The sequence below is a fragment of the Butyrivibrio sp. AE2032 genome (assembly GCF_000702965.1).
Map to the genome: position 1 here is coordinate 188,915 of NZ_JNLF01000003.1, position 22,826 is coordinate 211,740.

At 42.5% G+C, this 22,826-nt stretch carries 19 protein-coding genes and 2 tRNA genes; 3 read left to right on the plus strand and 18 right to left on the minus strand.

Annotation, left to right across the window (positions count from 1 at the left end; genetic code table 11):
- Positions 1–33 precede the first annotated feature (33 nt).
- From BO18_RS02625 to BO18_RS02635, 3 genes are all read right to left on the minus strand, one after another.
- The gene (locus BO18_RS02625; RefSeq protein WP_034443357.1) at positions 34–876 is read right to left on the minus strand and encodes an ornithine carbamoyltransferase; all 843 of its coding nucleotides are present in this window, start codon (positions 874–876) and stop codon (positions 34–36) included.
- A gap of 173 nt (positions 877–1,049) precedes the next feature.
- Positions 1,050–2,114: an acyltransferase family protein gene (locus BO18_RS02630; protein ID WP_034443359.1), complete on the minus strand. Its 1,065-nt coding sequence runs from the start codon at positions 2,112–2,114 to the stop codon at positions 1,050–1,052.
- A 25-nt stretch (positions 2,115–2,139) separates the two neighbouring features.
- A complete protein-coding gene (locus BO18_RS02635) occupies positions 2,140–2,916 on the minus strand; it encodes a transposase (protein WP_034443361.1) in 777 nt (258 codons plus the stop codon).
- Between the two features lie 343 nt (positions 2,917–3,259).
- On the opposite strand from BO18_RS02635, the gene BO18_RS02640 reads away from it, so the two are divergent.
- Complete coding sequence (locus BO18_RS02640) at positions 3,260–4,708, plus strand: methyl-accepting chemotaxis protein (RefSeq protein WP_022767425.1); 1,449 nt, start codon at positions 3,260–3,262, stop codon at positions 4,706–4,708.
- A 437-nt stretch (positions 4,709–5,145) separates the two neighbouring features.
- On the opposite strand, the gene BO18_RS02645 is transcribed toward BO18_RS02640, so the two are convergent.
- Complete coding sequence (locus tag BO18_RS02645) at positions 5,146–5,883, minus strand: AraC family transcriptional regulator (RefSeq protein ID WP_034443365.1); 738 nt, start codon at positions 5,881–5,883, stop codon at positions 5,146–5,148.
- A gap of 139 nt (positions 5,884–6,022) precedes the next feature.
- Between BO18_RS02645 and BO18_RS02650 the strand changes: the two genes are divergently transcribed.
- Positions 6,023–7,357 (plus strand): MATE family efflux transporter, encoded by a 1,335-nt coding sequence (locus tag BO18_RS02650; protein WP_034443367.1) that lies wholly within the window; start codon positions 6,023–6,025, stop codon positions 7,355–7,357.
- Here BO18_RS02650 and BO18_RS02655 read toward each other — a convergent pair.
- The 3 genes from BO18_RS02655 to BO18_RS02665 all read right to left on the minus strand — a co-directional run bounded on the left by BO18_RS02655 (position 7,349) and on the right by BO18_RS02665 (position 9,694).
- Positions 7,349–8,329, minus strand: coding sequence for an ORF6N domain-containing protein (locus tag BO18_RS02655; RefSeq protein WP_034443369.1), 981 nt, complete (start codon positions 8,327–8,329; stop codon positions 7,349–7,351). The two genes, BO18_RS02650 and BO18_RS02655, sit on opposite strands and share 9 nt — an antisense overlap.
- Before the next feature lie 485 nt (positions 8,330–8,814).
- Positions 8,815–8,898: transfer RNA gene (locus BO18_RS02660), tRNA-Leu, on the minus strand.
- A 145-nt stretch (positions 8,899–9,043) separates the two neighbouring features.
- Positions 9,044–9,694, minus strand: a complete 651-nt coding sequence (locus tag BO18_RS02665; protein ID WP_034443370.1) for an HAD family hydrolase — start codon at positions 9,692–9,694, stop codon at positions 9,044–9,046.
- 137 nt (positions 9,695–9,831) lie between these two features.
- Between BO18_RS02665 and BO18_RS02670 the strand changes: the two genes are divergently transcribed.
- The gene (locus BO18_RS02670; protein ID WP_034443372.1) at positions 9,832–10,164 is read left to right on the plus strand and encodes a hypothetical protein; all 333 of its coding nucleotides are present in this window, start codon (positions 9,832–9,834) and stop codon (positions 10,162–10,164) included.
- A gap of 77 nt (positions 10,165–10,241) precedes the next feature.
- Here BO18_RS02670 and BO18_RS02675 read toward each other — a convergent pair.
- From BO18_RS02675 to BO18_RS32335, 11 genes are all read right to left on the minus strand, one after another.
- Positions 10,242–10,324: transfer RNA gene (locus tag BO18_RS02675), tRNA-Leu, on the minus strand.
- A gap of 34 nt (positions 10,325–10,358) precedes the next feature.
- Positions 10,359–11,156: a hypothetical protein gene (locus tag BO18_RS02680; protein WP_185752331.1), complete on the minus strand. Its 798-nt coding sequence runs from the start codon at positions 11,154–11,156 to the stop codon at positions 10,359–10,361.
- 228 nt (positions 11,157–11,384) lie between these two features.
- Positions 11,385–12,158, minus strand: a complete 774-nt coding sequence (locus tag BO18_RS02685; protein WP_034443376.1) for an adaptor protein MecA — start codon at positions 12,156–12,158, stop codon at positions 11,385–11,387.
- Between the two features lie 117 nt (positions 12,159–12,275).
- Complete coding sequence (locus BO18_RS02690; RefSeq protein WP_034443378.1) at positions 12,276–12,602, minus strand: hypothetical protein; 327 nt, start codon at positions 12,600–12,602, stop codon at positions 12,276–12,278.
- Positions 12,603–12,638: 36 nt separating this feature from the next.
- Positions 12,639–13,283, minus strand: coding sequence for a sortase (locus BO18_RS32330; protein WP_051688457.1), 645 nt, complete (start codon positions 13,281–13,283; stop codon positions 12,639–12,641).
- 80 nt (positions 13,284–13,363) lie between these two features.
- A complete protein-coding gene (locus BO18_RS02700) occupies positions 13,364–14,542 on the minus strand; it encodes a Cna B-type domain-containing protein (RefSeq protein WP_034443380.1) in 1,179 nt (392 codons plus the stop codon).
- 11 nt (positions 14,543–14,553) lie between these two features.
- On the minus strand, positions 14,554–15,408 hold the full coding sequence (locus tag BO18_RS02705; RefSeq protein WP_034443382.1) for a class C sortase: 855 nt from the start codon (positions 15,406–15,408) through the stop codon (positions 14,554–14,556).
- Positions 15,409–15,545: 137 nt separating this feature from the next.
- Positions 15,546–17,039: a SpaA isopeptide-forming pilin-related protein gene (locus BO18_RS02710; protein ID WP_051688458.1), complete on the minus strand. Its 1,494-nt coding sequence runs from the start codon at positions 17,037–17,039 to the stop codon at positions 15,546–15,548.
- 64 nt (positions 17,040–17,103) lie between these two features.
- On the minus strand, positions 17,104–21,294 hold the full coding sequence (locus BO18_RS02715; RefSeq protein ID WP_034443384.1) for a Cna B-type domain-containing protein: 4,191 nt from the start codon (positions 21,292–21,294) through the stop codon (positions 17,104–17,106).
- A 25-nt stretch (positions 21,295–21,319) separates the two neighbouring features.
- Entirely contained in the window at positions 21,320–21,898 is a 579-nt protein-coding gene (lepB, locus tag BO18_RS02720; protein ID WP_034443386.1) for a signal peptidase I, read from the minus strand.
- Positions 21,879–22,508 (minus strand): hypothetical protein, encoded by a 630-nt coding sequence (locus BO18_RS32335; RefSeq protein ID WP_051688459.1) that lies wholly within the window; start codon positions 22,506–22,508, stop codon positions 21,879–21,881. Before BO18_RS32335 ends, lepB begins: the two co-directional genes overlap by 20 nt.
- Positions 22,509–22,826 lie beyond the last annotated feature (318 nt).

Below are 22,826 nucleotides of genomic sequence, written 5' to 3' on the forward strand. Positions count from 1 at the left end.
ATGCTCTTTTGGCATCTTCTACAGTCAGGTGATCTAGTATTGCATAACGCCAGGATCAAGCATGCAAAATATTAAAATCGCCTGCTGCACTTTCAACAGATTCTTTTTAAACTCATATCCCACAAAAAACTCCGAGTCTATCACATCCTGTGATACTTCCTCTCCTCTGTAAAAAGGCGGGCACGGATTCAATATTGCACCATCATTAGCTAATCTCATCAAGTCAAAAGTAATCTGATAATCCTTAAAGTCTTCTGTCATATCTGAAGGAATTGAATCTGTGCATATAGTGTCTTTTCCCACAATCGCATCCTTCAGGTTATCATTAAAAACTACTCCCGATAATTTATACTCTGTCGGGCAGCTCTGTGCCAATGAAAAGCCAAAGGCTTCTGATGCTTCCCTCCAGGCTCTTCCGATATTTCCATCGGCTCCGACAAAAAGATACTCATCCTTCAGATAATCTGATCTGATATTTGAAAGCGTGTATAAGTCTGACATCATCTCACAGGGATGGTTATCGTCTGTCATAGCATTTATAACAGGAATACTCATTACTTCTGCCATCTTATCAAGTATGCGTATATCCTTTTGACGCACAATAACCGCATCAGCCCAGTTTTGCAGATATCCGCACACATCCTTGATGTCTTCTTTTTTATCTAACGTTGCAGGATCAAACAGTATTGAGTGTCCTCCTAAAAGATTAATACCTTTTTCAAAAGACACTCTGGTTCTTATGCTAGATGCAGGAAAAAACATAACCACTGTCTTCCCCTTTAGAAAACCATCATACCGATTTATTGAATCCGCGATTCCAAATATCTTAAGCAATTCACTTTTCTTAAAATCAGTAAGTCTTATAAAGGATCTCATCCTCTTCTCCCCATGTACATTTATCTGGAATATACTGTTTCATCATACCATGGAATTAATTGATTCCATCGCAAATATCAGGATCTGTACGGGCAGCATACTAAAGAAAAGCCTTGATAGCATTCCTAAGCTTTTCTCGTTATGCATACTTTTCTCGCCTCTTTAAGATAAGACTAATTGTTTTCTTTTTGCGGGTAGATTGGAAACTGTCCCAGAAGCTGCGGCACAAACTTTTCTATGATAGCACAAAGAAGCAGAGCAGTTGCAAAGGAAATGCAAGTTGCGATACAGGCCACCAAAAGCTGTGGTCCTTCCAACCAGGTGTGTATCCAGGGAATAATAAGATCAAGCTGTATGTTTTTATGAAGAAGGAATATTCCCAGCGTATGCTGTCCCACATATGTAATAGCTGCCGTTCTGAACAGTATGGCACCTTCTCGAGAGATACGGAAAATTAGCATGGATATTCCCAGTATAAAAGCTGTACCTGAAACAGAATTATACAAAAACCAAAGGACGTTGCCGTAATCACCACGGCACATAAGGCTCAGCTCCAGAGCATCACCTCTTAAGACCGTTCCGCAGATAAGCATTACTCCTGAGACTACAGTTATAAGGAATAGTATCCATGCTTTTGACTGTGCCAGGATAAGTACCTGCTGGCGGATAGCTATGCCAAGCAGGATAAAACCTGCTGCTACAAAGCTGACATTCAGACACCACGGATACCCAATCTTGATCTTCGGGAGTAGGAATCCGATGGCGAACATCGGAACTGACAGGATACCAATCCATAAATTCATGTTCTTACACTTGGCAAGACTCAAAATATTCATAATCACCTGACAGTATATCCTGGCCACAAAGAAGCACGTTAGATACCACAATGATGTCAGGGTTCCTGCCTTTCCCAGCATCTGCCATGAACCGTACAGGAACTTTGGAACATTTTCAAAGCTGAAGGGTGCATAGATAAAAGCAAAAATCAAATATGGTACTATCAGAGCAAGAAGGTTCTTCTTAATAAAGCTTTTCCATTCCATGAATGACTTTAGCTCTTTTGCTTTTATGGACATGCCGGCGAGGAAAAAGAAAAGCGGCATATGAAAAGAATAAAGCAAACGCCTGTACATGGGTGTATCCAGATTGCCGGTTGTATGTCCAAGTATTACCAGAATAATTGTTATCGCTTTTGCTATATCAATCAGTTCAATCCTGTACTTCTTTACCTCGCTCATAGTTGATAACCCCCTTCTTACAGAGTCACAGGGACGGTTCTTTTGACTCATTCTTTATATTTTTTCCTGCTTTCTGTACGACGTTGCGTCCTATTCCGGTAAGCCTTGATATCTGTCGCACCGACAATCCGCGTTCTTTAAGCTTTACCAGCGCTACATCTCTTTCTATTTTACTATACTTCTGCAAAGCTGTGCCGCTTGTTATTCCAAGACATCTTGCAAGTTCTTCTTTTGCCCATGCATCACTATGTCTGGTTTCCGAATACTCAAGCCCCTGATCATCGTCATTTTTCTCGATAAATTCTTTATATTGTCCAAAATTCCCCAACAGATTTCGAATCGCTGTTAAATCCATAAATGGTAACGGATTATCATAATACCTATAACTATTCCAATGATAGCACGTTGCCTTACACAGTCCAGCTTTCTGTGGATTCTTCAGAATATATCTAAACACACTAAGAAAATAAATATCATTGTCTATTGATTCACTCTTATATCTATCCTGAAAAAGATGTCCTACCCTCTCATATTTTTTGTTGTAATACCAAGAATAACTCACTCCTATTTTTTTCAACAAAAGAATTACTGATTCAGCTTCACCTTTTACCAAAAGATGAACATGATTGTCCATAAGACAATAAGCACATACCTTAACATCCGTATCCATGCAATATAGTTCTAACTTTGTAAGATAATACCTATAATCATGATCATCCTCAAACAGCAACTGCTTCCCAATACCTCTTACAATTATGTGCATATAATTAGATGCACTCATATTTCGCGCCCGACGTGGCATTACTATTCCTCCTAAGCTTTGTAAAAATTCAAACGTGGAAATCTACCAGATAGAAATACTCTATCCAGTTCCCCAGAGCGGGGATAGTTTTTCTAATTTCAGGAAAAAACTATATCATCTAAAAAGACAATTGTAAAGGAGTCAAAAGAACCGTCCCCATGACTCTGCTAAAACCAATCTTGCATACGGTCAGGCGATAGTTTTCCCATGACTGACTTCATAACCGGATGCAAGATTGATTTTAGCGTTATTTAATAATTATTCACGACGAAATATTGTATAATTATTCTTGTCAGTTATTGTACAGTTAAATTCTGTTTTCATGGCTAAAGGAGATAATTATATGACCCCTGACCAGTATGCAAGATCAAACAAAAAAGTATTTCAGATCAACCTTATTATTGCCTTTACTGCGCTTTTAATGGTAGTGCTGGATGCTGCAACACACGGAATGAGCCTGGGGCTTGTCATCGAGATTGTCGCTGTCCTGGCAGGTGTGCTGCAGATGACGGTTGGATTTATCAAATTCAGAGAGACCAGGTTTGGCGCAGTGGTCATTCTTGGAGGTCCGACTCTTTACTATATCATTATCATGATAATACAAAATGAAATGATTTTTTATGCATTCGCGATACCGGTAATGCTGTCGTGTATTCTTTATCTGGACTTAAGGCTCTATGTGGTGGGACAGATGACTATGACCATAGGCGGACTTATTGTCCTGGTCAGAAATCTTATTGCTACAGGTTCGATACCCAGAGACCATTTTGTGGCCAGTTTCATAATCATTCTTGCGGGAATTGCCGGAATAGAGTCGCTTAAGATGAGGCGGACCCTGGTAAGAGAGGACGACGAGGCCATCAAGCAAGGGCAGGAGACCCAGGAAAAGACCCGTATCCAGATGGTGGAGATCGCCAAGGAAATTACGGGGCTGTTTGATGAGGCCCATGGGGAAGTCGATGAGTTAAAGAGCATCATAGGAAGAAACCACGATGGCATGAGGGAAATCGCGGGCAGCACAGGACATACCGCAGCTGCCGTGACAGAGCAGTCACATCAGATAGCAGATATCCATGAGCAGACGGAAGTGGCTGATGCCAAGAGAAATCAGATGGTTGAGATGTCCGAGAGCACGCAGAAAGCCGTTATTGATGGGACTAAGGTCATCGACCAGCTCAAGGACAAGACCGCAAATGTTGTTGAGATGAGTGATAAGACGGTGGCATCCACAGAAGCTGTCACTGAGAAGGTCGAAAAGGTTGAGAAGATTGTCGGTTCCATCATATCGATATCAAAGCAGACCAATCTTCTTGCGCTCAATGCTTCAATTGAGGCAGCGCGTGCGGGAGAAGCCGGGAAAGGTTTCGTTGTGGTTGCCGATGAGATAAGGCAGCTGTCGGAGCAGACCAGCAGTGCTTCAAATCAGATCACCAGCATCATGCAGGAGCTTTCCGCTGATGTTCAGAATGCGGTAGACTCTACCAATGCGGCAGCTGAGTCTGTCAAGGCTCAGGACATTCTTATCAGAGAGACCGCAGATACTTTTGAAGAGATCGGGGAGAACGTTGGAAACCTTATAGGAAGATTTAATGATATCGGTACTTCCATAGAAGCTATAGGAAGAAGTGCAACGGAGATCAATAATAATATTGCGAGCCTCGCCGCCACAAGTGAGCAGGTGGCATCTTTGTCCAGTATGGGCGAAGAGGGAGCAAGGACAGCGGTGGAGAAATTTGATGAGTTTGATATTCTGCTGAAGGGGATATATGATCAGGCGCAGAGGCTGAAATAATGTAATACCGGTCAGGGCAGTCACGGGGACGGGAAGTCACGGGGACGGTTCCAATGACTCCGCTGGAAGTCACGGGGACGGTTCCAATGACTCCGCTGGATAAATCTTACCCAATGCGGAAGATGGGACTTTGAGCAGAGCACTTGGCGAGGTATTTTCGAGCCTAGTGCGAGCCATGGGTGAACACTTGACGAGGTCCTTCCGAGTCTAGTGTGAATCCCTGAACCCGCGCAGCGAAGCTGCTGGGTGAGAGTCCCCTTCCGCACAAAATAAAAGGACCAACTCTTTCGAGTTGATCCTTTTGTTTCGTGCGGAAGATGGGACTTGAACTTTTCTGCCAGCCCACAAAGCCAGTATGAAAAGAGGTTCTGACACCGTCTCCCGAAAGGGAACCCCTTAGGGAACCCCACTAACGTAGAGCCCTCACTGAATAGTACTTACTGTTTGTTATGATATTTCTCTCGGTATTCTTTGGGTGTCATCCCAGTTATTTCCTTACAAGATACAATAAAAGCGCTTTGAGAAGAAAAGCCTAGTGAATTTGCTATGACCGAATACTTAAGATCTGAATACTTAAGTAAGTTTTGAGCAGTATCAATTCTGGCTTCTTTTACAAATTGACAAAGCCTTATACCAACTTCTTTCCTGAACAACCGTGAAAGATATGTTGGGTTTAGCCTGACCACCTCTGATAAAGCGCCTGCTGAAAGGTCTGCTCCCAAATTTTCATAGATATAATCTATACATTTTCTGATATGCAATGAGATTACTGTTTCTTTACGTATCTCATTCATCCTCTCCGCAAAATCCAGGCACATATCCTTATAAAGTAAATAAACATCATCAACCTTTTTACACTTATCGGCTCTTCTAATATAGATATCTTCAATCGCAACGCCTTCGGTATGCCCAAGACCTTCTTCAATACATGCCTGAGAAATATATGATGCAGCAAGAATAAAATGATAAACAGAATTCCTTAATTTGTTTCCTGACAATAGCCTTTCATCAGTCAGAATGCCCGAGCCATTCTTCTTAAGAAGTTTCTTTACTGCAAGAGAATCACCTTGGCATATGGCTGTAGCAAGGTCATCAGGAATAGCCTGACTTGGGATTTCTGCCTCATTCATTTTCTGCTTATACAGATAAGCATTAAGTTCATTTCTTATTTTCATCGTTATTACCTACCCACGTGATATTTGCCACAAATTCTTAAATGTCTTTACATTGTTATATCACTTTTTTGATATAAAAGTATGTTTTTTAATATAAGGAATTCTGATAAGCTGATACATTGTTACAGAGGTGATTACGATGGGTAACAAAAATGATCTTACAACTGGAAGTGTATCTTCCAAATTTCTAGGCTTTTTCTTCCCCATGCTACTGACAAACCTTCTTCAGCAAATCTATTCCGTTGCCGATACTGCAATAGTTGGAAAAGGAATCGGTGACAACGCTCTAGGTGCTGTTGGAAACCTCGCTTCTTTATCCTTTTTCATAATAGGTTTCTCAATGGGAATAACTAATGGATTTGCTGTGATTATCGGACAACACTATGGGTCCGATGATAAGAAAGATCTGAAAAAAGCTATCGCAATGTCCATAGAGCTATCTGGCATAATTGCGATTATGTTGACAATCGTAGGATGTATTATTCTTAAACCGATTGTTCTGCTAATGCATACAGACAAAGTAATCCTTAATGAATGTCTGACTTATGGCTACATCATTTTCGCTGGTCTGATCGTTACAATTGCTTATAATCTCTTTTCCGGAATTCTAAGATCACTTGGTGACAGCCGGACGCCTTTCATTGCTATCATAGTCTCTTCAGGCGTCAACATTGTACTGGACTATATTTTGATATTCATTTTCCATACAGGAGTTGGTGGCGCAGCTGCAGCTACAGTTTTTGTCCAGGCAATTTCTGCAATGATCTGTTTTGAAAAGATTCGTCATTTGCCGGAAGCGAGCATTACACCTTTTGATTTTCATCCCGATGCAAAAATGTCTTTCCTGTTGATGAAAAATGGAGCCGGCATGGCTCTGATGAATTCAATAACTGCCATAGGAAGTATGGTGGTTCAGGGATTTGTAAACAAATATGGTGTTACATTCACTTCTGCATATTCAGTGTGCACCAGATATCTTAACCTGTTCATGCTCCCGGCACTTACAGCAGGATTTGCCGTTTCTGCCTTTGTCAGTCAGAATTTTGGTGCAAAATTGCCAAAGCGCATAATGGGCGGTGTCAAGGTAGGTATCGGAATAGCCTTTGTATCCTATATTTTGCTCGGTAGCATTATGTTGTTTATGCCACAGCAGTTAGCTGGCTTTATGCTTAATGCTGACGATACAATTTTGCTTGCATCCGGGTATCTGCGTAAATGCGGTATCTTTCTGATTCTTCTTAATCTGCTTTTTATATTCAGAAGCGCAGTTCAGGGAATGGGATACCCTTTTATTCCAATGATGTCAGGATTCGCAGAAATGGCACTCAGAATTGCAGTGATAATACTTCTGTTGCATGGTATAGGATTTAATGCCACAGCTATAGCTGATGCAGTGGCATGGGTAGGTGCATTGGCTCTTAATGCAATTTCATTTTTTATCTACTATAAAAAAATGGCACATATCTCATTTTAAAATCAGTACAGGATTAGCTAATAATTGCTGAATCGAGCTCTTGTAGACATCTACTTCCATAATCCTTGAGATTGTAGTAATCCTTTTACCTGCATCCTTACTTGAAGCACCACAATGGTACAGCTTCATGTTATTAGTGGCGTTATCAATAATTATATAACGGTCATGTGCTCTGTTATTTGTCTTTATAAAATCTATTGTTCTCCCAGCGTACTCTGTCATAAAATCATTATATTCAGACACCCGAAGGGGCGCTCCGCCTTTATTATCTGAAATAATTGTAATTAACACATTAGATTTTGAGCTTGCCAAATGTCGGAGAGTCTTTACTCCGATATAGTCATCAATTACAATAATACTTTTTTTCGCTTTGCTATAAATCTTCTGATATGCAACATCAGCTTTAAATGGTTCCCCATCTAGTATTAATACTTCCTCATCTTTTAAATCATTGTTAAAAAGCTTCATAAAATCAGAAAGATCACTTTTTCTGACCATTTCAGATTCAATTCTTTTAATGGCTTGCGAGTGTTCCTCAGTCATGGCAGCTATCGTTAAAAGATTTTGTCCTGAAATCATAGTTTTATTCTCAATGATGTGGTCCTTCATCTTCTTAAACAGCCACACTAATTTTCTGCTTTGTTCTACTGCAAGTTCACCCTTCAATACCGTCATAAGAAGATAGACACCCTGTTCTGTAAATGCATGTGGCGGAATTCTTCTTCCACCCCAACTTGCTATCCGATTTTTGGATTTCAAATTACGAAATTCCTCAGCAGTAAGCTGGAACATGAACTCCTCTCCCACAAAGCGCTCCTTATTATTCTTAACCTGCTCATTAAGCTTACTTGTTGTGTACCCATATATTTCAGCAAGCTCAAAGTCAAGCATTACCTGCACTCCACGAACAATATATACCTTTTCTTCCAAATCTCGATCATCCAAAAGTAGAATCTCATTCTTTTTTGTCATTGGCAAACCTTTCTGTAACATATTACATAAATATCTATTTTCGCTTATAACTTGCTATCCGAATTTTGGATAGCAAGTTTTGTATCACTTATATAACTGTATTAGTATATCTCATTTCGACAAATTCGTACATATGTTCTTTTTAAAAATAACAGATGATATTACCCCAAAATTACACTAACTGTACACTACTTGACACTAAAATTACACGATTTGACACTTAATGTTCTAGCAGCAAAACTGGGGCTTCCTGCAGCTAAAAGGGCTGAACTATTAGGGCATTCAGTTGAAACAAACCTTAGATACTACACCTATGCCACCAAAGATAGCATGAATGATCTGGTAGATCTGTTTGATTCAAACTGCCAGGAACCCGCTAAAACACAGGAGGTCTCACCTAGGTCTCACCAAAATGTGGTTATTTTCAAACAAAAAGAAAGCTCAGAACACTTGATTTCTCAAGCTTTCTGAGCCTTCCACTCGCGTGCGGAAGATGGGACTTGAACCCACACGATGTAAGCATCACAAGATCCTTAGTCTTGCTCGTCTGCCAATTCCGACACTTCCGCATCTCTCGCCGCTGTCGTATCTCTCGCGACGACTTATTTATAATAACAAAGTACACGCCATACGTCAACAAAAATTTACAAACTTTTTTTCGATTATTTTGAAATGCCGTAATCCCAGGTAAATACTGGCTTTCCGGCGTTTTGATCATACCAGATCAAGTACCTCCAGAGGATCATTTACAAAAAAGTTTGGAGTAACTTTCGCCTGAATTAATTCTTCTTTTGTCCTGAATCCCCAAAGACAAGAAATACATCCTATGCCGGTGTTCTGTGCGGTCTTAAAATCCACGTCGGAATCACCTACATAAATGCAGTCCTCCTTTTCTACGCCCAGCTTTTCCATAGCCAAAAGACATTCATCCGGATATGGCTTTCTTCGAAGCTCCTTTGTCACTCCGATGGCCACTGGAACATACTCTCCAAAATAAATTTTATTCAGCTCCTCAACTGCCCCCATGGGTTTGTTGGAAACTATGGCCAGCTTGTAGCCTCGCACTGAAAGTTCTTTTAACAGCTCCGGAATATGGTGGTAGGGACCGGTCTTGATATTGCAATGCTCCTGATAATAGGCCTCGTACTCCTTCAGGATCCGCTCGAACTCAGGATGCTCCTCCCCCTGAGGAATTGCCCTGTTCATCAGCACTCTGGCGCCATTTCCCACAAAATGCCGAACCTCGTCAACGGTCCTTACAGGCAGATCGTAGCGCCTAAGGATCACGTTCACAGAATCTGTTATATCTTCTATTGTATTGAGGACTGTGCCGTCCATGTCGAATATTACTGCTTTGTATCCCATAGCTCTTTTGCCCCTTTCAATGATCACCTTAGTATAGCACAAAAAACCAGGGAAAATTTAATATCGAAATACCGACAATTATGCTAATATAGTGTTATACACGGTGCCACAGCACCAAACCACATCTGGAGGGGACAATGGAAAAGAGATTTCGAGATTATATTAGGCATCTGGAGAAACTTGATTTTGACGTAATCTCAGAGGAGGAAGTCTGGGAGGAAAGGGAAAAGCTGCAGCTCATGCTAACTGAGATCCATCAGGAAATGGTCAGGATGCTGATCCCAATGATGGCATTTCTCATCTGCACCTGCATCTTCCTGGCAACTGCTTTCACTCACTACTTTGTGGGGTCCTACATCGCAGCAGCTGTCATGGCCCTTGTGACTGTTTACCTGGCAATCCAGTACAAGAATCTGGGAGGAGTTGTTAAGAAGCTCTGCGCATATATAGACAAGCTTACAGCAAAGTAAAATCTTAAAGAGGGGGTTCAAGCCCCTTCTTCCGCATAACAAAAAAGAACCGGTTCATAGAACCGATTCTTTTTTCATGCGGAAGAAGGGACTTGAACCCTCATGTTGTTGCCAACACATGGACCTGAACCATGCGCGTCTGCCATTCCGCCACTTCCGCAAGCGACATCAATAATGATACCCATTTTAAACGCTCATGTCAAGAGCTTTAGAAGCTCTCCATTAAATTCATCATTCCCATGAATAGCGCTTCCAAGGTCACAATCTTCCTGGTCGGGAGCACACTCACCACATATGTCTATGCCAAGAAGGCCTGTCCCAGATGATACCCCGGAAAAGCCCTTGCTACTCTCCCTTTCAGTAAGCACCTTCACAAAGTTCAGCACCTGCTGCCTTGTGGCCTCTCCCTGGTCCCAGTTGGTCACAAGCTCGTCCCTGTAGATAACATCCTTATCGATCGAGAGGTACACGGGGAACTGAGTTTCAGGCAAGCTCACAGACTGATTTGCACCCCCAAACACATCCTCAACTCTATAGAACTTCACCCTTTCCCTATCCTCCGGTAAAAGCTCAGAAATCAACTTTTCATCTGCTCCGATAACATGAATATCCCTTATAAATTCATTTGTATCCAGTACGTGGCAAATCCATCCTCCACAGGACAGGATATCGAACATAGGGCGCTGCATATCAGGATGATGATCCAGCACCACCAGCGAGAAAGGCTCTTTTACCCTACTCAGGTACAACGCGGAAACATAGTGATAGTTGCCGTTATCGATGAAGTGTATTCCGAGGGCACGGACATCTCCACCATTATCGCCATTTTCAGGCAACGATATAGCCTTTAGAAGCTGTTCTTTAGCCACATCATCGCACATACAGTTGGTCCCTGCTACAGCAGTTAGATCCACCAGTCTGGCACCCTCTAAATCCTTATAAAAACTCTCCTGCTCATATATTCCGCTAAAGTTCAACACGTCCATGCTCATACCCGTAACCACCATCGAGTAGGCTGACTCCTACTCGATTTCGCACACGAACATTCCGCATTTCATGCTCCATGTTCTTACGACCGGCAAATTAATTTGTATGCAAGCATCCATTCGCTTGCCGGTCTTGTGCTACAAAAGGCGGGCCTGCAAAAACAGGTCCGCCATAATTCCACGATTCAAACTATATTTCCGACGGGCATAATCTCTTTTGCCCTATGCATGGCCTTACTTCGCCAGATCTGCCAGATGCACTATCGCATCCTCATCCATGATGCACTCGCCATGCTCTTCGATGAACATTGCCTCAGGTGCATTAACTGTCAGCATATCTGAATACTCCACTCCTGCTCTTCTCATGTCATAAATGATACTCTCATCAGCTGACATAAGACCTGCCATCAGGTAGAACCTGCCCTCGTGCTTGTAGAGGGAAGAATCAACGATTGGAAGTCTCTGAACAACCTTCGCAAATCTTGCAATCTCCTTCAGGTCGTTAAACTCCATCATGTACCTTGCATACTCAGAAAGTGGCTGATAACTGTACTGGCTGTCAGCAGGCGCTTCCGGCGGCTCCATATCGCGACCGTAGATCCTGTTGATAGTATCTGTAACATTGGTAATGACCTCGTTAAGGGCAACTCCCTTATCCCTACCGGTCTTGGCCTTGACCTCGTCAACCTTCTCCTGGGTCAGGGTCTTAAGTATAGTCTCAGCAGCTCCGCGGATCCTGTCCGCAGCTCTCTGAATATCCTCATTACTCATCTTTACAGCAAAAATACGAACACTGCCGTCCATCATCATGTTCTTGCTCATCATCATGACCTCTGTCTCCGGGTCATAGTCAAGCTGAGCTCCAACCTCGCGATTGAGCTGAGCAAAGAAAGATGTAGTGTTCTCAGCACCATTCACTACCGCCTCCGGCGTAAGTCCGATCTCGTGGAGTTCTGATGCTGCGATACTGCATTCAACTGTTGTTTCATTCATTTTTACTATGATCACTAAGCATCATCTCCTTTCTCGCATAAATACCCATCCTTGTACTGTAATTATATTACTTCGGGTTAGCACCGTCCACAGGAGACTGCTAAAAAAACTATTAAGTGTATTATAATTCTATTATTTACCTTCCAGATCAGCCACCCTGACCGGTTCACCGTTCAAAAGAATGTATCCCGGAGGGAGCTTTGACGCGTCTGCCATGGAAGTGTAATGGGTCTTTTCATGCTTATGAGGCATAGCCCCTGACTCCCGCCCAAATTTCTTTTTATTAAAGGTATCGTAATGACCTGCTGCTCTATGTTTGTGCGCCATAGATCCGGACTCAGAAGCCCTTTGAGCGCCATTTGCAGGCCCATTCCCCTGCCCAAGTTTCTTTTTCCTGATAGCCAGGACTACATACGAAATAATCCCCACATAAAGTATCACAAAGATAAATCCATCCATACAACCTCCCTCTCGGCGCTTTCTCGCGCCTGTCAACTATTTACTCTTGTGTCTGCTGTACCTTACAGCCTTCAAAACATCAGGCTCAGCCCCGGTCTCACTGGTCTGTCCCGTAGCCTCGCACCTTACAGTCACACGGTTTGCGCCGCCCACAGTACAGGTAAACATGGTGAAGTCCCAGTCACCCTCTTCCATTTCAAAGGAATCATAGGCCCCCAGAGTTTCAATATTGGTCACCTGATAGTAGAAGCTCCTGCCATTCATATCTGTCACAATGACACTGTCACCGGACTTAAGCTGATTTAGGTTTCCAAAATGCTCCTGATAATTATGACCGCAGACGATCAGGTCATTATCATAAGCCGATCCCTCGTACCTGCAGATGGAGAGCTTGGCATTACTCTTACTCCACTGGTTTTGAACAGGTAGCAAAAGACCTAAGGACGGTATCTCAACTGTTCCAACAAAGCTTCGTCCTGCCACATCAACTACAGGCATAGGGCCTGAAGCCTCTTCCGGTAGAACTGCCGGAGGCATCTGATCTATAACCCCTGTCAAAAGCTCTTCAGAAGCCGCTCCAGCCTCTGCGTTCTCATTAAAGTTATAACGTACCAGGATTGCAGCAAGGACAATTAAGGCCACTCCTATGGCTATATACACATATCCCTGTATTTTCTTCATTAAACTAATCCTCTCCCTAAATTATAGCACAGCCCCATGGATTATTTCCTAATACCATGGGGCCCCAATCATCACTATTTTCATTCTGTTTTGTTATTCTTTTTGATACCCTTCACAATAAAGGATGCTCCGAGGATCACAAGGAACGGCAATGGCCACCAGAGCTGTCCTGTCTGGGGAAGCCTTCTGGCACCAAGTACCTGTGGCTTTCTTACAGCCCCAAGAACCTCCGGTACACTCTTTATAGCCCCCAAAACATCCGGTTTGTCAGGTGTTCCGGGAGTATCTGGCGTGTCCGGTGTATCTGGAGTATCCGGCGTGTCAGGTGTATCCGGATTGTCAGGATTCTCAGGAGTATCCGTCGGTGTCTCCGGTGGATTGTAGGTGTTGGTACACACAAATTCAAAGTCCGTTCCGTACTGATAGACCTCCAGTTCTCCGGTGTAATTACTGCCCGCCTCAACCTCCTCAATGGAATAGCTGTGGATTCCCGGATTTGACCACTCATAGTACCAGTTGTTTTCAATGGAAAGCTTCACTACTGTCATCAGCTCTCCGTCGCGATATAGATTAAAGGTAACTGTTGAAGGACGATTAGCCTCATACCCTGCGTCATTCCAACGCTTCATTATATAGCAGTCTGTGGTAGCTCCTTTCCTGAACATGGACATCTTTGGTGATGCTTCAGGATTGTAATTAACCGTGATCACATCCTGATCATTTGCCCTTTCAAGGATAGGCACAGGATAAACAAAATTTGCAAAAGAATAAGTATTGTCATTGTCTACCAGCCTGTCGCTCATCACATAGTACACACCAAGCTCAAGCCCTGTAAAGCAGATCTTGCCCTCAGCATCGGAAACTCCTGTGGCCACCTCTGCAATGTCATTTTTACCTATGTATTCCTTAAGATTATCCGAATCACTGGCCATCACATAATCAGCACAGCTCTTCCACTCATCATAGTTAAATCCGTTGTTGAAGAAATCAGCATCCGTAAAGCATCCCTTAAACTCATCAGTTATGGTGTACTTTCCCTCAGAATCAATGGTTGCCACCAGATAGATATGAGAAGAAACGCCTGCCATAGCATCTTCGCCGGAATTTCCGTAGTTTACAGTAAGACTGCCCTTCTTTCCCGTATCAATACTAGTTACAGGCGCAGCAAAAGAAATAACGGCGTTAATTGACACTACGGCCACAAACGCAGCTATGAAAAGCACTATATGAATAAGATTTTTCTTTCCTATCCTTTTCATAAGTTTCCTCGTTACTTTTTGCTACCCTTCTTCCTAGCAGGTCTCTTAGAAGTCCTTACAAGGTAAACAATAAATACGATCAGCAGAAGCGGAGCTCCGATAAATGGTGCCACCACCAGGTTGCCAAGTCTTGTGGCATCTGCCGGTACGATCAGTTTAGTTTCTTCATTATAGTCAACACGCTTTGCACGGACTAAAAGTCTGTGGGTATTTACACCATAAGGTGTACAGGTTACCAGCGTGACATATTCTCTGTCATTTACAATTGCCAGATTCTGTGTCTCCTCCGGCAATACAATATTGATCTGATCCACCTGATAAGCGAAGGTCTGATCCATTACATGTAAAAGAAATGTATCCCCTACGATCATCTGATCCAGATCTGTAAAAAGCTTAGCTGAAGGCAATCCCCTGTGTCCCGACAGCACCACGTGAGTGCTCTTTGTTCCCGTAGGAAAAGAGGTACCTTCCAAATGTCCTATACCAACCTGAAGAACAGATTCTTCAGTTCCATGATATATAGGAAGATTAACTCCAATGTTTTCAATCTCAATGGTACCTATTATACCGGTACCTGTAGGATCCAGAATACTCTTGTACTCTGCAAGTTCCTCTTCGGAAAGATTAAAGCTCATGGGCTTTGTAGCAAGATCCTCATTATATCTTTTTGCTGCTGCCCAAAAGCTACTGTAGTCCTCATCTGTAAGTGAAGCCATAGCTGCGTCATAAGAAGCCACTGCCCGGCTCTGGTGCTTTGAATTGATATAATTACTTACTGACGGATAAAGAAAAACTGCTATTCCCGCCAGAAAGATCAAGGCAAATATTAAACTGGGTATTTTCTTTTTTAGTGTTTCTTTCTTCATTTCCCTTTTTGTATTTCTCTATTGAATCAAGCCTGCATCTTCCGGAAAAGAGCTATTGCCCTCCCCGGAAAACACAGTGTGTTTCATTTTATTTTGAAACAAGATTCAATTTATATAAACTTTTTCATACCCAAAAATTACTCTGCATCAGACTTCCTGCGAAGAATGAAGTATGCAACAGCTGCAATAACAAGGATTGCACCAACAATGTAGAAGATTGTTGTTCCGATTCCACCAGTTGTAGGAAGGAGTGAACCCTTATTGTTCTTAATTGTCCTTGAAACGTCAAGTGCAGCAATACTATCTTCTGAATAATCTCCTCCGGAAATAATTACTTCTACATCAGCAGCCTTGTTGAAGCCTGAAGGAACAGTCTTCTCCTCAAGTTTATAAGTACCGTTTGAAAGACCTACAAATGCAGGAACATTTCCGGTTGCATCTGACTTATACTCTGTTGCATTTGCAATGTCATCTACCCATGCAACTGAAAGCTTTCCATCTGCAGCAGTTGTAAGCTGATAGTACTTTGTGGAACCATTCTCACTTCTCTTAAGAACAAATCCAGCTCCCGCAAGAGCTTCATCATCGCTATCATTCTCTGTGTTCATACCATTTTTCTTGATAACACTGATCTTTGCATTGTAAACCTCTGCTACGGAATGAGTTGTTGTATATGACTGACCATAAGAAAGATAAGCATCGTTTTTAAGCTCTGTAACAGCATTAGCGTTTACTACAGCTTTGTATGTGATAGTAATAGTTGTATCCTTTGCTATGCCATCTGCAAATTCAATTGTGATTGTATCTCCGTCATCAGGTGTATCCTTAATTGTATACTGATTAGCAGCAACACCAGTCACTGAAACCTTGTCATTTCCCTCGCTGTCTCTTCTTACAAAGGTAAGTCCAGCATCCATGGTATCGTGGAAAACAAGGTTCTGAGATCCTTCTCCAACTTTAATAGTAGCTGTATAAGTAACCTCCTTGCCAACCTGAGCCAAAGCCTTCTTTCCATCTGAAGAAATATCTTTTGTACCAGCAACATCTTCTACATCAGTAATCTTCTTATCAACTGTTGGAGCAGTATTCTTATCCTGTACTTCCGCATTAGGGTTTGCGCTTGTAATAGTTACTGCTGTTCCAGTCAAAGTAGTGATGTAGTAATATCCATTTGGAAGTGCTGCAGAAACACCAGCAGTGGTTCCTGTAGTTGTTACTGTAGCTACAGGCTGATCTCCGGCAACATACGCTTTGATTGCTTCGATATCAGCTGCTGTAAGCTGAGTTCCATCGCCATCTCCACTATAAGTAACATATCCAAAAGCATCTACAGTAAATCCTGTAGGAGCCCCAGTCTTTCCCGGTACCAGCTTATAGGTCATACCACCGCTAGTTCCCTCTCCATCACCAACTGCATCAAACACCTTATAAATCTTGTAAGTATTGGAGTCAGTAGCTTTCAAACCACCAGGAGGTGTAATCGTGATTGTGCCTGTTGTAGGTGCACTTGTGCTGGTAGCAGTTGTTGATGCCTCAGAACCGGTACCCTCTTCAGCCATAGCTGTGATTCCCATTCCAAGAACCATAACGGTCACAAGGAATGCTGTTAGTAGTTTCTTCATAACTTTCATTTCTTTCTTCTCCTTTGAATCTTGTTTTTGTCTATTTGTTAAAGCCTTTTGGCAATAAACCTGTTTAAAGCTGCTCTCTCTTTTTAAAGAGCATGAATCCTGAAAATGCAATAGCCATAAGGAGTACTCCAAATGCTATGTACTGGGTTGTTCCTTCGCCTCCGGTTTCAGGAAGGACGTTGGTACCCTGATAGTTGACAACCTTAAGCCTTAGAACAGCGGAATTTCTTGCAAAGATCACCACCTCAGAAGGATCAGTTCCGGATTTCGTCTTCTTACCGTTCTCGTAAGCATAGTAAGTGATCAAAGACGACTGGCTATACTCCTCACCATCAGAGTTGCACTCCTTAATGTAGTATGTATACTGGTTTTTCGAGGACCAGGATCTTGGTACTTCGATTTCCTCATGCCATCCATTACCAGAGCCAAGAGGAATAGCTTTTCTCACAAGCTTAGTTTCTATGCCATTACCGCCGCTGTACAGGTTAACAAATACTGTTTCCTTCTTTGCAGCTTTGGCTTCCTCAACCGTCAAGGTCTTTCCGCCAAGATTGAACTCCTTTTCAATGACTATCACAGGAACATTGATAAACCTTATTCCTGTTCCGTTTTCAACCTTGAAATCTTCTATCTTCTTAAGCTTGAATCCGTTTACGCTCTTTCCATTAAGGTAGAAGGTCTCTCCCTTATAACTTTCTTTTGCAGAATAGACATATTTTTTACCATTTGCATTTCGTGAAGGAAGATCCGTAAACCCGACGCTTTGCTTGCCTTTCTCTAGGGTTCTTTTTTCAACCTCGACATACTTTGAATCCTTTTCACCTTCAAGCTTGCGCAAAAGAGTTATCTCTATATCGAAGGTAACTGCGCCTACTCCCGGGTCATTGTCTCCCCACTGTTTCTGCACGATCAGCTGAGTCGGAGCATAACTTGTATCCTCATTATTAGTGATAGTTACTACTCTTTCGGAAGCTTTTTCACCGGGAATATAGATTATTCTCTCTTTTCCGTCATATCCCGTCTTAGTTCCGATAGTGCTGGAATAGCTGGTGAAGTAGCCGTTTACAGTAATGCTGTTTCCGGATTTATCGTTGTAAAGGAAAAGGCTTGTTCCTGCATCATTAGTGGTTTCTCCCTTTTCCAGCTTAGCCTTGAGATCATCATAGGTGTATAAGCCCTTATCAGCATTCACACCGTTCTTAAAGGCGTTTACTTCTACCACGCGATATATTACATCCAGCTTTGTACCTTTTTTATTTACATAGGTATCCGCAGGGAATGATACTTCCTGAGTCCAATGGTTTTCCCCGCTAAGGGTAATAAGATTTCCAAGCTCTGGAATGTCCTCTATCCCCTTGCCGTTCAAATATCCTCTTGCACAAACATAGGCGTAAATATAAGGGTAAGCCTGTTTGCCATTCCATTCCTTGACAACTTTGCCCTTAGGCTTGTCCTTACCAATGTTTGTAACAGTAACCTTGCCTGTAGCTTCCTTGTAGCCTACAAGTGTCTGCTTATGGATCTCACCGTCAGAGTTGTTAATAGTATTTGCAATTATCGCTCCAACATGTCCGCCCTGTTCAACAGTTGCAGAAGGTGCCAGCAGTGTTCCCATGGAACCACTGGTTCTTATTGTTCCGTTATAGGGTTCATATACTCCCGCAGAATTTTTCTGCACCGGATTGATTATTATCCTTGAAGCAATGCTTCCAAAATGCTCATACGCCTTAGTAGAAAGCACACCATTAACCGAGAATCGGCTCAGGGTATAATCACTACATCCTGTAAGATCCAAGTTGATCACAAGAATAGAATCACTGCCCAATTTGATGCCCTGATTCTCCTTCTCAACGTCATTTTGGTCCCCCCAGCTGTATTTCTTATTAGCCGCCTTGGCAGCATTAAAGAGATCATTGCGGAACTCACCCCACTGTTTATGCTTAACATTGAAAACTTCCACAGAGCTACTGCCTGAAATATATGGAAGCTTAGCCGAAAGCTCTTTTGCTGAGGTAAGCATTGAATCCACATAATCCTTGCGAACATGGTACTTTTCAGGACTAACGTAAACATTTCCGTTATTATCCTTGGAGACCTTGCTCCAGCCAGCATCCGATGCATTGTAGTAAAGGCTTGCGTTATTATGAAGGTATTGTCCAGCGTTCCATGTGTAATCACCGTTCGTAATATAACTGCTCATGATCGGATCAAGAGCATTGTTTGTTTCTGTGATGTTGCTCAAGTAAGAAACAGTGTAGCTTCCTGCATTCTGGTTATTCTTAACAGGCCGTCCGCCCTTTCCGTTATTATCACAGCCCTCCAGCTCATAAACATAAAGTGATGGGTAGTCGTTTACGTTAATGTCATGGGTAGCAACATACATTCCCTCTGAATATACAAAGTCTGAAGAAGTAAAAGAAAAATCAAGCCAATTTATTCTGTTTTTGCCTTCTTCGTCCTCATATACTCCGAAGTAAAAATTGTCAGGCGCTGTAGATTTCTTTTCTACTTTTATCTTGAATTTCTTGAACTCGTCCGAAAGAATATATCCGCCGTTTGAGTTATCGTAGTCAAAAAGCACTTCTCCAGAAGTTGCCCCATAGTTATTTACAGCCACATTGGCCTCAAAGTGAGAACTACCACCAAAGTAATTGGCAACAGCGCCAAAATACTTGGCATCTCCAAGGGAATCAATTATGTCTACGGCGGAATAGCTCTTTTTAGTTAACGATTCCCAGGTGCAATCACCTATATCATTACTTTTTTTAACTACCGCAGAAACGGAAAAAGCGTCTGTCTCAAAGGAGATCGTATCCACCTCTCCTTCAAGAGATATTGTTCCATCCTTATAAACCTCAACCTCCACATCGCTTGCAGAGATATCTGTAGCTTCGCTGGTGGAGTTAACCAGCTCCATTACTTCGCTGCTTACCGGAAGATGCACGATTGCCAGCTCATCTGAAGTTTCGGCCTCAATTTCCTCGGAAATCTGCTTCCTGTTAAAAGTAACTTCTACCAAAGCAGATCCTTCCTTGGGCTCATATTCCACATCTTCAAGCATGAACGCTATATCAAGGAGCAACGTATTTGTGGAATCGTAGGTCAATTCCTCATCGGATTCCGTTTGGGGCTTATCTTCTTCGTTAGTCTCTTTTATCCTGTCGGCGTTCTCGTTAAGTGCCTCCATATAGGCTTCGTAGTTGTAGCCTTCAGTATCCTGATCTACTGTTGTAACCTTAAGTTCGACGCCCTCAGGAAGAGCTGATGGTTCTGACAGCTTAACCTTTACGTTTATCTCATCGCTTGTGAAAAGGAATTCTTCCTTCTCGTTTTGTTTCAAGTAAACAAGGTGAAGATCTGCATCCTCATCAACTACAAGGATGTCGCCATTTGTCAGAGTTGCCTCGTAATATGTAAATTCGGACTTGGTGTCTTCCTCTTTTGTATCTTCTTTAGATTCTTCCTTGGCATCTGCTTTGAGCGCCTCAAAATCCGGCATCTCGGAATAACTCTTTTTAACAATGGACGTTACTTCCTCATCATCGATAAAGCCCTTTGCGAAAAGATATCCCTCAAAGCTTCTAACTTCTTCCTTGAGATCAAAGGATTCGGAGATGGAAAGCTCTTTTGCCTCAGCGATTTCCTCGCCAGCCTTATCCTCGTAGCGAACTGTGATTACAACGTCTGATTTCTTGTCAGCCTTCTTATTATCGCTTTCTTTGTCTTCAGTGGTCTCCTTGGTCTTCGTACTTTCCTTGTCCTCAGAGTTCTCCTTATCCTCGGACTCGTCTTCCTTGTCCTCAATGACCTCTCCAGTCTCGGACTCTTCTTTCTTGTCCTCAGTACTCTCGCTAGTCACAGACTCTTCTTTCTTGTCCTCAGTGCTCTCGCTAGTCACAGACTCTTCTTTCTTGTCCGCACCGTTCTCTGCAGCACCGGATTCCTTATCACCGGAATTTGAACTCTCTTCCGCAGCGGAAGAATCCTCACTTCCGGAAGCTGCTTCTTCTCTGGAAGCCTCTTCCTCCTCCATCTGCCGGATGAGACCCTCTTCAAACTCAGCATCAGCTGTATCCAGCACAAGTCCGATGCTCTTTGCCCCCTCCTCAGTCATGGCTGTAGCCGGCTTATTCAGCATGTACAAGGTGCCCGAACCTGTAAAAAGCGACAAACAAAGAACAAACACAAGCCACTTCCTGTGTTTGTTATGCTTTTTTATGTAGTTTTCTGCGCGATTCTCATCAGTCCTGCGCATATCCCCTACCTCATAGTTTTACCTTTTAAAGTCCGCCAAAAGCTCCAAAAGGATAAATCCTGAACACTATTTTCCCTATTAACTGCTCCTTAGTTACACATCCCACTGCATTTGATCTTGAATCTATGGAAGCCTGCCTGTGATCTCCCAGCACGAAGTACCTATTCTCAGGTACCTGATAGGGAAAAGAAATATCGGTGGGTTCCAGACTCTTATCAGAAACATAATCCTCTTGTATCAGGCTGCCATTCACTGATACATTTCCCTCACTGTCGATGTCTATCCAATCCCCCGGTGAGCCGAGAACTCTTTTCACCAGGACCTTGTTGTTGTAATAAAAAGCGATCAGGTCACCGGCATCAAAGGTGCTGGAGTTCTGGGCAATTACTATCTCTCCCGTCTGAAGGGTGGGGGTCATGGACTCTCCTGTAACTCTAAGTACCGTTACAAAGAAGCTGGAAACCAGCACCGCCAATGCTGCCACAACCACAACGACAATAAGTGTATTTCTAAGAACTTTTCTGTATTCTTTTTTGCTGTTCTCTCTCTTTAGCTCAGCCTTAAGCTGTTCAATAGAGGGCTTTTCAAACTGCTTCTCGCTCATCTGCTACAGGTTCTTCCTTTTTCTTACGGCTTACAGTTTTCCTCGTTGTAGTTTTGGAAGCCGTTCTTGTGGTCTTCTTTGCCTTTGGCTCTGCCTCCTTAGGCTGCTCTGGAATAAGCTGCTTTCTTGCATTTGCCAGATCCTTCTGGAAGTCCTCATACTCAGCTTTAGCCTTTTCCTGAAGTGACTTTACATACAGATCAGCTGCTTTCTGAGCTGATTCCATGATGCCTGAAAGCTTTAGTGTTGCCTCTGCAAGGTTTCCGGAATCCTCTATCTTTGCCAGGGAGTCTCCCACCTGAGTGGAAAGTTCTTCCTTCTCTCTTGTAAGCCTTGCCTTAAGGCCAGCCATATCCTTGTCAAACTTGGACTGCATTTCAGCCTTCTGCTCGTTAAACTTAAGCCTCATTGCTGCCTTTTCTTCGTCAAAGCTCTGGAGCATGGCTGCTCTTTCCTTTGCGAATTCCTTCTGAAGCTCAAGTTTTTCTCTTTCAAGCTCTTCTTTATATTCCTGTTCGTGTTTCTTAGCAGCTTCCGCTTCCTCAGAGAATGCTATCATCATCTCCAAAAGCTCAGCTCTGCTTAACTTTTTTAAATTCACCTGTGACATTATTATTTCCTTAACAAAAATCCAATAAAAAAATATTATGCCAACTTTCTGTGAGCATAATACCCTTACTTTTTACCATATCACTCCCGCAGATAAGGCAAACGCAGCCACAAAAAGCCGATACTACAAATAAGCACAAAAAAAGAAATTAAACTCAGTATCACCTAAATTTAATCACGTTCCCCTAATCGCGAGTATAAATATAATACTTATATATATAGACTTCAACCGATTTTTCATAAAAATTTTATAGTTTCTTCACAATTTCCGTAAAAGGTGCACAAATATGCATGAAAGAAATTTACATTTTCGATATTT